The organism is Amycolatopsis sp. NBC_01480, from assembly GCF_036227205.1.
Lineage (GTDB): Bacteria > Actinomycetota > Actinomycetes > Mycobacteriales > Pseudonocardiaceae > Amycolatopsis.
Window position 1 is genome coordinate 7,659,994 of sequence record NZ_CP109442.1, and the last position, 11,892, is coordinate 7,671,885.

At 70.2% G+C, this 11,892-nt stretch carries 7 protein-coding genes; 5 read left to right on the forward strand and 2 right to left on the reverse strand.

All coding sequences use genetic code 11. The annotated features are described in order from the left end of the window. Nucleotides 1–220: 220 nt before the first annotated feature. Together OG371_RS36170 and OG371_RS36175 are read left to right on the forward strand one after the other, a co-directional pair. Complete coding sequence (locus OG371_RS36170) at nt 221–730, forward strand: hypothetical protein (protein ID WP_329060227.1); 510 nt, start codon at nt 221–223, stop codon at nt 728–730. A gap of 140 nt (nt 731–870) precedes the next feature. Further along, a complete protein-coding gene (locus tag OG371_RS36175; protein ID WP_329060229.1) occupies nt 871–4,296 on the forward strand; it encodes a tetratricopeptide repeat protein in 3,426 nt (1,141 codons plus the stop codon). Nucleotides 4,297–4,302: 6 nt separating this feature from the next. Here the strand turns inward: OG371_RS36175 and OG371_RS36180 are convergent, their stop codons facing one another. Together OG371_RS36180 and OG371_RS36185 are read right to left on the reverse strand one after the other, a co-directional pair. Beyond that, a complete protein-coding gene (locus tag OG371_RS36180; protein WP_329060231.1) occupies nt 4,303–5,985 on the reverse strand; it encodes an L-lactate permease in 1,683 nt (560 codons plus the stop codon). Between the two features lie 142 nt (nt 5,986–6,127). Further along, on the reverse strand, nt 6,128–6,874 hold the full coding sequence (locus OG371_RS36185; RefSeq protein WP_329060233.1) for an IclR family transcriptional regulator: 747 nt from the start codon (nt 6,872–6,874) through the stop codon (nt 6,128–6,130). A 95-nt stretch (nt 6,875–6,969) separates the two neighbouring features. On the opposite strand from OG371_RS36185, the gene OG371_RS36190 reads away from it, so the two are divergent. Genes OG371_RS36190 through OG371_RS36200 form a run of 3 tightly spaced genes read left to right on the forward strand, consistent with a single transcriptional unit; the run spans nt 6,970 to nt 11,888 of the window. Beyond that, entirely contained in the window at nt 6,970–8,136 is a 1,167-nt protein-coding gene (locus OG371_RS36190) for a pyridoxal-phosphate-dependent aminotransferase family protein (protein WP_329060236.1), read from the forward strand. 40 nt (nt 8,137–8,176) lie between these two features. Beyond that, nucleotides 8,177–11,119, forward strand: a complete 2,943-nt coding sequence (locus OG371_RS36195; RefSeq protein ID WP_329060238.1) for an FAD-binding and (Fe-S)-binding domain-containing protein — start codon at nt 8,177–8,179, stop codon at nt 11,117–11,119. A 13-nt stretch (nt 11,120–11,132) separates the two neighbouring features. Continuing rightward, nucleotides 11,133–11,888 carry a fumarylacetoacetate hydrolase family protein gene (locus tag OG371_RS36200; RefSeq protein ID WP_329060240.1) on the forward strand — a complete coding sequence of 252 codons (756 nt, stop codon included), beginning with the start codon at nt 11,133–11,135 and terminating at the stop codon, nt 11,886–11,888. Nucleotides 11,889–11,892: the final 4 nt, after the last annotated feature.

The window sequence follows — 11,892 nt, forward strand, 5'->3', positions numbered from 1 at the left end:
GAACCGAGTCAAGTGTGAAGGAGATCGTTGTCACCGACATCGGGGAATGCCTGAGGCTGGTCCGGTGCACCGGAAGTCGGCTAAGCGGCGTACGACCAAGCCGTCGTCGGGACGTGCCCGGTCGGCGGGCGCGTCGCGGCCGAACGGGGCGTCAGCGAAGCCGCGGGCCGGCAGTCGTGCCTCGTCGTCGGCTGCCGAAGCGGCACGAAAGCAGAAGCGGGTGGAGGCGGCGGCCAAGATCTGCCGGGAAGTGGTTACCGATGGATGGCAGAAGACAGTCGCCGGCCGCGCCACCGACTACATCACAACCCGCACCTGGAAGCAGGTGTTTACGCCGAGGGGTTCGCGTCTGTGCCGAGCGCTAGCGCAGATGGCCGCGGAAACCCTTGCGTACAAGAAGAAGCTGCACAGCGCTATGGGAGCGGTCGCAGCGTGGTTGATCGCTCGTCTTGGCGGTGGCGGCGCAGCGCAGGCAGTGGCCCGGGACCTGACCGCGAGTCTGCCGCTGCCGGTGGACGCGAAGTTCGCTGCAGTGGCCCGAGGTGTTCAGCTGACGGGAATTCTGGTGTGCGTATACGGCGGCAGAGATCTCACGCACTGCCCCTGTTTCATCGATCTTGCTTTGAACGAGACGAAGGACCGGGTCAAGAAGATCCTGACCGCCGCGGTTGACGACTGGGCGAACCTGGCGCGATTCGGCGCGCCACCGCAACCGGCAAGCACGGTGTGATGGCCCTCGTACTCGGGTATCCAGTCAGCGCGCACAGCCCTCACGGCACAATTCGGACACGACCCGGTCACTGAGGCAGCCCAAGCCGTAACAGCGCGACCGCCCCGCTCTACTCCTAAGGATGAGTGGGGAGGTGCGCGATGAGCACCCGACTTGAGGATGCCGAAACCGACTTGCGCTGCTTCGACGGTGCCGCCGCTTTGGTGAAATTCGACCAAGCGCTCAGGAAAAACCCCAAAGACGTCCGTGCGTCGGCCGGGCGGGTGCGGGCGTTGTGGATGCTCCGGCGCTGGGACGAGGCCCGCAGCCAGCTCGCGGCACTCGACAATCGGAACGACGCCCAGGTCGCTCTCGCGCGCGGGCTGGTCGCGCTGGGGCAGCCGGACGATCCGTCGTACCTCTCGGTCGACTGCGGATCTGCCGGACGAGACGACGACGCGGCCGTCGAGGCCTTCCGGAGCGCGGTCGAGCTGGACGAGTCGTCCGGCGAAGCGCTGGCCGGGCTTGCTGCGGCCTATCGGATGTCCGGGCAGCTCGGGAAGGCCGAGGAAGTCCTGCGGGACGCGCGGCCGAGTCTGCGGTCCTCGGCGCCGGTGCTGGTGGAAAGTGCGATGGGCAAGCTGGAACGGGACGACCGGGCGGGCGCGGAGGCCGACGTCGAGCTGGCCATCGAGGACGATCCCGGGTGCCTGCAAGCGGAATTGCTCCGGATCGAGGTAGCCCGGCAGGCCGACGACGATACCGAAAACCTCGTCGCCCGGACCGAAGCGCTGGTGAACCGGCGGCCCGGCCCGGCGGCCGTCGTCCTCGAACTCCACGGCTGGGCGCTGCTCGAGCGGGCGGAGGCGACCAACGACCACGGGTTGCGGGAGCGGGCCGTCGAGGTGTTCGCCCGCGCCGAGCAAACCGGGCCCCTCCTGCCGGGCGTGGTCAACGGGCAGACGCTGATCCTGTTGGGCCGCAGCCGGTTCGAGGAGGCGCTGGAAGTCGTCGACGCCGCGATCGCCCGGGAGCCGACCAGTCCGCAGTTGCACCTGAGCCGCGCGGAGATCATGGCCGCCGCGGGCGAACCACCGCTGGCGCGGCTCAGCACCTACCAGCACGTACTGGAGCGGGATCCGCGCGACCTCAGCGCCCGGATCGCCACGGTGCGCGCCCTGGTCAGCCTGCGCCGGACCGACGAGGCCAGGGAGATCGTCGCCGATCTGCGCCGGGAGCTGCCAGGCAATCGGCAGGTCGACGCGGCCGCGATGTGGCTGCGGAAACCGTGGGAGCTGCCCGAGCCGCGCACCATCGAAATGAACATCGACCGGCCGTGGGCGAGCAAGAAAGACGATCCGGAACAGGTACTGGACCTGCTCACGAACGCGGTGTGCGTGAAACTCGGGCTGGCGCGGCCGGTTGCGAGCCGGTTGCGTGAGCGCGTCGCGGAGGACGGCAAGGTGTTGCTGCAGCGCGCGTTCGAAGAGGAACAGGAGTACCTGTACGCCCGGGACCGGTTCGTGGCCAGAGCGGAACGAGCCCGGAAGGGGATCGTGTGGTGGCTGCTCGGCGTGACGCTGTTCGAGTCCGCGCTGCTGTTCGCGGCGCTCGCGATCGCCTTGCTCGGCTGGCTGGCCGGTGCGCCGTTCTCCGGCTGGCAGCCGGGTTTGGCGGCCGGTCTGCCGGTGCTGTTCCTCGCGATCGCCGTGCCGAACCGGATTCGCAAGCTTCCCGTCGACCTCGACCTCGTTCTTGCGATCCTGGGTGGTCTCGCGGTGCTGGCCGCTTCGGTCTGGCTGGGCATCCTGCGGCTCGGTCCCGGGTTCGGCATCCTGGCCGGTCTCGGGGTGACGCTGGTGGTCATCGGGACGGTGCTGGGCGGCCGCCGGCTTCGTGACCGGTTCGCGAAACCGAGTGCGCGCGCTCCGCAGCGGGCATTCGACCGGTGGCTGGACAGCATCTACGGCAACGGGTTGCTGCCGTTGGCTATCGGGGCGCGGGCCAGCCTCAAGCGCATCTACCGGACCTACCTGCCGGTGCTGGACAAGACGTCTTCCGATGCGCCGGTGGAGATCGACACACCGGCTTCGGCCGAGCTGCGGCAACTGCTCCGGCGCAGCAAAGGGAGTTTCGCGCTGGCGGGCCCGCGCGGGGTGGGCAAGTCGACCTTGCTCGACCGGTGGTGCGCGGGGCAGTTCCTGCGTGACGACGAGACGGGGCCACGGGTGCGCCGTGACCTCACCATCAAGGTGGACGCCCCGGTCGGCTACCAGTCGAAGGAATTCCTGATCCACTTGTTCGGCAAGCTGTGTGACGCCGTCGAGGAGTACGTCCCCACCCTGGAACGCTCGGAGAACCGGCCGGGCCAGCCGGCCGCGCCGCGGCTGGCCCTGCTGACGAGCGTGGGCCGCCGCGACGGCGGCGTCCGGCCCGCCGACCTGACTTCCCGGGCGAAGGAAGAGCGGGAGAATATCCGCTTTCTGCAGAGCCACACCAAGGAAGGGGAGTTCTCGCTGGGGCTCACGCCGATGACGGGCGCGAGCATCGGGTACAGGGCCAAGGGCACCGTGCGCCGGGACGACGTGCCGCTCAACCACCCCGAGCTGGTCGGCCGGTTCCGCGACTTCCTCGGCCAGACCGCGGCACTGGTCGCGGAGCGCGGCTCCAAGGTGCTGATCGGGATCGACGAGCTGGACCGGATCAGCGACGGCGAAGGGGCGCAACGCTTCCTGAACGAGCTGAAGGCGGTCTTCAACGTGCCCCACTGCTACTTCCTGGTGTCGGTTTCGGAGGACGCGCTCGCGGAGTTCGAACTCGCGGCGATGGGCATGCGGACGGCGCTCGACAGCGCCTTCGACACGATCGTGCGGGTCGACTACTTTTCTTTCGAGCAGGCCAGAACGCTGCTCAACCGGCGGATCCGGGACCTGCCCGAGCAGTTCGCCGCGCTGGCGTACGTCTTCTCCGGCGGGCTCGCCCGGGAGCTGGCCCGGACCGCGGAGACCATCGCGGGCGACTGCGACTCCGAGCAGGACCTGGCCGCGGTCACCGAGCACCTCGTGCAGCGCCAGCTCGACCGCACCACCCGCGCCGCGATGGACCGGGTCAGCCGCTCGCCCGACCGCCGCGCCGGCGCGGCCCTCATCCCGTTGCTCGACGAGCGCCCGGTCGGCGACCTGACCAGCCGGATCCTGCGGGCCTACGCCGCGAGGGTGGCGGACGCCGGGCACGACCGGGCCGATCCCGAGGTGCTCGCCGCGATTCGGCTCGACGTCGTCGCGATGGTCGAGTATCTCGCCGTGGTCCAGGACATCTTCGACGGGCGGCTGGGCGAGGCCCGGATGGCCGACGGGCTGCGCCGGGGTCTCGGCGCGTTCGAGAACCTCGCCCGGGTCCGCCGTTATCTCGGCGCGAACTCCTCCGGCGCGCGGGAACTGCTGCGCGGCTTCTGCGGGGCTTGGGGCATCGCCGGAGCCACGCCGGTGCCGCAAGCGCGAATCTACGTGCTCCCGCCGCGGGCGAACGGCCACTCCCGCAGCTCGGCGCGCCTGGGACTGCACCACACGAACGGGACCCGCCCGTAGCCCGGGTCAGGGCACCATCCAGGACAGGACCGAGGTCTGGAGCCAGACCAGGAGGCAGCACAGCACGAGCAGCCCGAGGCTCCAGCCGACCACCTTGCGCAGGATGTCGCCTTCCTTTCCGGAGAGACCGACGGCGCCGGCCGCGATCGCGAGATTCTGCATGGCGTCCGCCTTCCCCTGGACGCCACCGGTGCTGTTGCCGGCGGCCATGAGCAGCGGCGAGATGCCGATCCGGTGCGCGGCCGCGGTCTGCATGGCGCCGAACAAGGCGTTGGACGAGGTGTCGGAGCCGGTGAGGGCGACGCCGAACCAGCCGAGGAAACCGGACAGCAGGGCGAAAGCGCTGCCGATGCCGGCCAGCCAGGTCCCCAGGGAGACGGCCATGCCGGAGAGGTTCATGACGTAGGACAGCGCCAGCACGCAAGCGATGGTGAGGATGGCCCAGCGGATCTGGCCGAACGCCTGGCCGAAGCAGCGCACGGCCTGCGGCAGGGGTACCCGGAGGATGAGCGCGGTGAGCATTCCGGTCAGCAGCAGCATGGTGCCCGCGGCGCCCAGCCACCCCAGGTCGTAGGTCGCCGCGCTGACCGGCTGCCCGGCCGCGGTGGCGACGTGCAGACCGGGCCAGGGGAAGGAGACCGCCTGCCCCTGGACGAATCGCTGGACCGGGCCGTGGACGGAGACCAGTCCGAAAAGGACGGTGAGCAGCGCATAGGGGGAGAACGCCTTGAGGACCTCGAGTCGGGAGTGCGGGGGAGGCGGCTCCTCGGGTTCGCCGGTGCCGCCTGTGGTTGTGGTGGTTCCGCCGTCATAGGCCATCGCCAGTGAGGCCCGCTCGGAGACGGCCACCGCGGTGTGCCCGGCCGGTGCGCTCTGCCGGTTCGGCGACCAGAATCGCAGCAGCACCACCACGGCGGCGGTCGACACCACCGCGCCGACGAGATCGGTGAGCTGGTAGGCGAAGAAGTTGGAACAGAGGTACTGGCCGGCCCCGAAACCCAGCCCGGCGGCCAGCGCGGCGGGCCAGACCTCGCGCAGGCCGCGGCGCCCGTCGAGGATCAGCAGCAGCACGAGCGGGACCAGGGCGGCGATGATCGCGGACTGGCGGCCGACCATCATGCCGAGGTCGTGTTCGGGCAGTGCCGTCGCCTTGGCGAGCGCCTGGATGGGGTTGCCCACCGAGCCGAACGCCGCGGGCGCGGTGTTGGCGAACGTGGCGACCACCGCCGCCTTGAGCGGTTTCAGTCCCAGGGTGAGCAGGATCAGCGAGGTGATGGCGATGGGGGTGCCGAATCCGGACAGCGATTCGAGCATCGCGCCGAAACAGTAGGCGATGAGAATGGCCTGGATTCGCTTGTCCCCGGACAGTGAGGCAAAGGTGCGTCCGATGATGTCGAAATGCCCGCTGGCGCGCTGGAGTTTGTTGATCCACACCGCGTTGAGCACGATCCAGACGATGGGGAACAGGCCGAAAGCCGCGCCCTCCAAGGCACTGTCCGCCGCTTGTCCCGCCGGCATGCGGTAGACGGTGACCGCGATGAGCAGCGCGGCGGCGAGGCCGATGAGGGCGGCCCAATGCGATTTCACCCGCAGGACACCGAGAAGGACGAGCAGGACGATGAGCGGAAGTGCGGCGACCAGGGCGGTGAGCGCCGGATTTCCCAGTGGGTCCGGTATTTGACGGTACACGGAGGAGTCTCGCTTTCTCGGTCGACGATGACCGTGGGGCAAGAACGCTTGATCCTGGTAAGGACAAGCGGCTCTGTAATTCCGTGATGTGGAAGAGTCATTCCATTGACCGGTCAAATATGGGCGCGCTTCGGGCCTGTCGTCAAGAGGCAATCAGGGTGGCGCCGACTTGTGCCGCGGTGGCGCGCACGAGCACGCCGTACTCGGCGGCGAGCTCGCCGGTCATCCGGCTCGTCGGCATGTTGACGCTGATGCTCGCCACGGGCAGCCCGGCGTCGCCGAGCACGGCGGCCGCGACGGCGGAGACGTCGGACCGCCACTCGCCGCTGTTGGCCGCGTAACCACGGGTCCTGATCGTGTCCAATTCGGCGCGCAGCCGGTCCGGGTCGTCGATGGTCGTGCCGGTGAAACGCGGCAGGCCCGCCGCGAGGTACTCCTCGACGGCGGATTCGGGGCTGGCGGCCAGCACCGCCTTGCCGTTGGCGGAAGCGTGCAGTGGCAGATGCATGCCGAGCTGCATGAAGATCCGGACCGGCTTGGACGTCTCGAGCCGTTCGATCAGGACCATGTGGTCGAGGTTTTCGGGCACGGTCAGGTGAATCGTCTCGTCGGTGCGGCGGCGGAGCTCCTCCATGGCCGGCACGGCGACGTCGCGCAGGCTCAGCTCGCCGCTCGCGTGCCGGCCGACGTGCAGGGCCTTGGTGGTGACCACCCAGTCCGTCGACCCGCCACCGACCTGCCGGAGCCAGCCGGCGGTCTGCAGGGTGATCAGTGCGCGCTGCGCCGAGCTCTTGGGAATGTCCAGTGCCCGCGCCAGATCCGCGACGCCGATCGGCTGGCGGGTGGCGACCTCCTCGAGCACGCGCAGCGCATTCAGGACGCTCTGCATCCGTTGACTCCCTCTCCGGCCGGGGGTTATGGTCCGCTGTGTCGCCATACGGTACGCGTGCCATCATACGGCACAACTGGAGGAATCCGAAACCCATGACCACTCACGCCGGTCGCCACTTCCTGCAGATTCCCGGACCGACCAACGTCCCCGATCGCGTGCTGCGCGCGATGTCGGCGCCGACGATCGACCACCGCGGGCCCGAGTTTTCGGCCCTCGCGCGGCACGTCCTGGCGGCGGTGCGGCCCGTGTTCGGGACGACCGGGCCGGTCGTGATCTACCCCGCCTCCGGCACCGGCGCCTGGGAGGCGGCGCTGGTGAACACCCTGGACCCGGGCGCCCGGGTGCTGTGCTTCGAGACCGGTCATTTCGCCACGCTGTGGCAGGAAATGGCCCGTGGACTGGGTTTCACCGTCGACTTCGTCCCCGGCGACTGGCGGCACGGGGCCGATCCCGGTGCGGTCGAAGAGAAGCTGGCCGCCGACGCCGCCCACTCGATCAAGGCCGTCTGCGTCGTCCACAACGAGACGTCGACCGGTGTCACCAGCCGTATCGCCGAAATCCGGCAGGCGATCGACGCGGCCGGCCATCCGGCGCTGCTGCTGGTCGACACGATCTCCTCGCTCGGCTCCATCGACTACCGCCACGACGAGTGGGGAGTCGACGTGACGGTGGCCGGGTCCCAGAAGGGACTGATGCTGCCGCCGGGGTTGAGCTTCAACGCCGTCAGCGCGAAGGCGATCGAGGCTTCGGCGGCGACCTCCGGCGCCAAGTCCTTCTGGGCCTGGGGACCGATGATCGAGGCCAACCAGCGCGGTTTCTTTCCTTACACCCCGGCCACGAACCTGCTTTACGGGCTCGCCGAAGCGCTGGAGATGCTGCGGGAAGAGGGCCTCCCGCAGGTATTCGCCCGCCATGCCCGCCATGCGCGGGCGACCCGGGCCGCCGTCCGCGCCTGGGGGCTGGAAGTGCTGTGCGCCGACGAACGGGAGTTCTCCGGCTCGCTCACGGCGGTGCTGATGCCGGTGGACCACGACGCCGACGAGGTCCGCGCGATCATCCTGGACCGGTTCGACATGTCCCTGGGCGCCGGGCTGGGAAAGCTCGCCGGCCGGATCTTCCGCATCGGGCACCTCGGCCACTTCAACGACCTGGCCCTGGCCGGCACCCTCGCGGGGGTGCAGATGGGGCTCGCGCTGGCGGGCGTGCCCGTGAACCCGGCCGGGCTCAACGCCGCGCTGGACGTGCTGCGGCCCGCGTGATCCGCCTCGTTCTTTCCGCTCGCGGTAAGGAGAACCGACAATGAGTGTGCACACCGAGCGCCAGTCCGAAGACGCCCTCGCGCACCCGGACCTGGAACGCAGCCTGAGGCGCGACCTCGACGGCGAAGTCGCTTTCGACGACTACTCGCGGCACCTGTTTTCCCGTGATGCCAGCATGTACTCCATCACTCCGGTCGGCGTGGTCTTCCCCCGGCACGCCGAAGACGTGGCCGCCGCGGTGAAGATTGCCGCCGAGCAAGGGGTTTCGCTGGTCCCGCGCGGCGCGGCGACGAGCCTGGCCGGGCAGACCGTGGGGCCGGGGCTGGTCATGGACCTCTCGCGCCACCTGAACCGCATCGTCGAAATCGATCCGGACGCGCGGACGGCGCTGGTCGAAGCCGGCGTCGTGCAGGATCAGCTGAACCGGGCCGCGGCCCCGTCGAACCTGATGTTCGGCCCCGACACCTCGACGAGCAACCGCGCCACGATCGGCGGCATGATCGGGAACAACTCGGCGGGCAGCGGCTCGATCCGGTACGGCATGACGATCGATCACGTCCGGGAGCTCGACGTGGTGCTGGCCGACGGCGAGCGGACCCGCCTGGCGCCGTGGGACGAGGCCGAATGGACGCGCCGCGCCGCCCTGCCCACCCTGGAGGGCGCGATCTGCCGGGGGCTCCCGGACCTCGTCCGCGCGAATTCCGCCGCCATCGCCGGGGGATTCCCGCAGTTCTGGCGCCGGGCCGGCGGCTACCGGCTGGACCGCGCCGCCGGGCCGGGCCGGCCGGACCTGGCCAAGTTCGTCGTCGGCTCGGAAGGCACCCTCGTGGTGGTCACCCGCGCGCTGGTCGACCTCGTCCCCAAACCCCGCCGGACGGTGATCGCCGTCGGGCACTTCACCTCGACCGCCACCGCGATCGCGGCCACCGGGGACGCGATGGCCTGCGACCCGGCGGCGGTCGAGCTGATGGACCGGACCATCCTGGACCTGTCCCGCCAGAAGATCGAGTACGCCTCGCTCGGCCGGATCCTCGCCGGGGACCCCGGGGCCCTGCTGTTCGTGACCTTCTCCGGCGACGACGAGTCCGCGCTGCTCGCCCAGCTGGACCGGCTCACCGCGTTGTGGGCGGAGCACGGCCACGGCTACCACACGCTCCGGGCCGTCACCCCGGATCAGCAGGGCGCGTTGATGAAGGTGCGCAAGTCGAGCCTCGGCCTGCTGATGGCGGCGAGCGAGGGCACCCGGCGCCCGCTGGCGTTCGTCGAGGACACCGCCGTGGATCCCGTGCACCTGCCCGAATACACCCGGCGCTTCGGGGAAGTGCTGGAGCGCCACGAACTCACCGCCGGCTTCTACGGCCACTGCTCGGTCGGCTGCCTGCACATCCGGCCCTTCGTGGACCTCGCCGATCCGGCGCAGGTCACGACGATGCGGGCGGTGGCCGAGGAGATCAAGGACCTGGTCCGGGAATACGGCGGTGTCAACTCGAGCGAGCACGGCGACGGGCTGGCCCGCAGCGAGTTCAACCGGGAGCTGTTCGGGGACGGACTGTACGAGGCCATGCGGCAGGTCAAGCACCTGTTCGATCCCGGCAACCGGCTGAACCCCGGCAAGATCGTGGACGCCCAGCCGATGACCGACAACCTGAGGGACGCGACGCTGCCCCCGGCCCCGCCGTTGCGCACCCGGCTGGACTTCGAGGTCGTCGGCGGCATGCGCGGCGCCGCGGACCGGTGCATGAACATCGGCGTCTGCCGCAAAACCGGCTCCGGGGCCATGTGCCCGTCCTACATGGCGACGCGGCGGGAGGAGGATTCGACCCGGGGGCGCGCCAACGCCCTGGTCAAGGCGCTGTCGGAACCGGACCCCGCGGCGGCGCTCGGGGACGAGCGGCTGCACGAGGTGCTGGACCTGTGCCTGATGTGCAAGGCGTGCAAGAGCGAATGCCCGCTGGGGGTGGACATCGCCACCCTCAAGAGCGAAACGCTCTCGCACTACAACGACCGGCACGGGGTACCGCTGCGCTCCCGGATCTTCGGCGCCATCGGGGTGCTCAACAAACTGGGCTCGGCCACGGCGCCGCTGTCCAATGTGCCCGGACGGCTGAAACCGTTGCGGCGCCTGGCGGACCGGCTGCTGGGCATCGCGCCGGACCGGCCGTTGCCGCGGTTCGAACGACGTAACCTCCGTCGGTGGTTCCGCCGCCGTGACGCCGCGCCGGTGCCGGCTCCCTTGGGACAGCTGACCTTCCTCGCCGACTGCTTCACGACCTACACCGAGCCGGGCATCGGCCAGGCCGCGATCGAACTCCTCGAACAGGCGGGCTGGCAGGTCCGCCTGAACGCGGCCGGCTGCTGCGGCCGGTCCGCGTTGTCCAAAGGCCTGGTGGACAAGGCGAAGTCGAGTGCCCGCGAGCTGGCGCACGCCCTGTCCGCCAGCACGGAGCCGGATTCGCCGATCGTCGGCTGTGAACCGTCCTGCCTCATGACGTTGCGCGACGAGCATCGGTCGCTGGTCCCGGGCGATCCGAAGGTGACCGACATTTCCGGACGGGTGCACCAGGTCGAAGAACTCCTGGCTACGGCGGTCAAAGAAGGAAGGCTGAGACTGCGCGAGGACTCGTGGCCGGCGGGCCGCCGGCTGCTGTACCACGGGCATTGTCATCAGAAGGCCGAAGTGGGCACCGCCGCGACCGTGGCCCTGCTCCAGCTCATCCCCGGCGTCGAGGTGGAGGAGGTCGACGCCGGCTGCTGCGGGATGGCGGGGTCGTTCGGTTTCGAGTCCGAGCACTACGCGGTGTCCATGACCGTGGGCAGCGACCGGCTCTTCCCCGCCGTTGCCGCGGAGCCAGATTCGACGGTGGTCGTCGCGTCCGGGGTCTCGTGCCGGCAGCAGATCCTCCACGGCGCCCGGCGTGACGCCTGGCATCCCGTGCAGCTGATCCGGGAGGCGATGGCCCGGGCCCCGGAACCGCGGCAGTAGGCGCGGGGGAGTCGTGCGCATCGTCAGGTACCGGCGGGGACAACGGCCGGCGGCCGGAGTGATGGTCGGCGAGTACGTCCACGAACTCCTCGCCGGGCCGGACCGCCGGCCGGGACGGCGGATCGCGCCGCTCGGCGAGGTGAGCCTGCTCGCGCCCTGCGAGCCGCGGACGATCGTCTGCGCGGGCAGCAACTACGGCAGCCAGATCCGGGAGAAGGGCCGGACCTGGCCGAGCCGGCCCGCCCTGTTCCTCAAGGCACCGAACGCCGTGGCCGGGCCGCGAGCGGCGATCGTGTGCCCCGCGGAGGTGACGCGGCTGGAGTACGAGGGCGAGCTGGCGGTCGTCATCGGCCGCACGGCGCGCAACGTTCCCGAATCGTCCTATGGCGCCTACGTGCTGGGTTACACCTGCGCCAACGACGTGACCGCGGCCGACTGGCGGGCCGACGGGCAATGGGCCCGGGCCAAGAGCTCGGACACCTTCTGCCCGCTCGGCCCGTGGATCGAGACCGAGGTCCCCGACCCGGGGGCGCTCCGGTTGCGGACCCGGGTCAACGGCGTGACGGTCCAGGACGCCTCGACGAGCGAGCTGGTCTTCGGCGTCGGGGCCCTCGTCGCGGATGTCACCCGGTGGTTCACGCTGCGCCCGGGCGACGTGCTGCTCACCGGCAGCCCGTCCGGCGTCGGCCCGCTGAAACCGGGCGACGAGGTCGCTGTCGAGATCAGCGGGGTGGGAACTTTGGCGAACCCGGTAATTCAGGGGCGATAGGGCG

Excerpts from the sequence above, each read along its gene's own strand:
- OG371_RS36195 (WP_329060238.1), top strand. The coding sequence starts at position 8,177 with ATGAGTGTGCACACCGAGCGCCAGTCCGAAGACGCCCTCGCGCACCCG.
- OG371_RS36175 (WP_329060229.1), top strand. The coding sequence starts at position 871 with ATGAGCACCCGACTTGAGGATGCCGAAACCGACTTGCGCTGCTTCGAC.
- OG371_RS36185 (WP_329060233.1), bottom strand. The coding sequence starts at position 6,874 with ATGCAGAGCGTCCTGAATGCGCTGCGCGTGCTCGAGGAGGTCGCCACC.
- OG371_RS36190 (WP_329060236.1), top strand. The coding sequence starts at position 6,970 with ATGACCACTCACGCCGGTCGCCACTTCCTGCAGATTCCCGGACCGACC.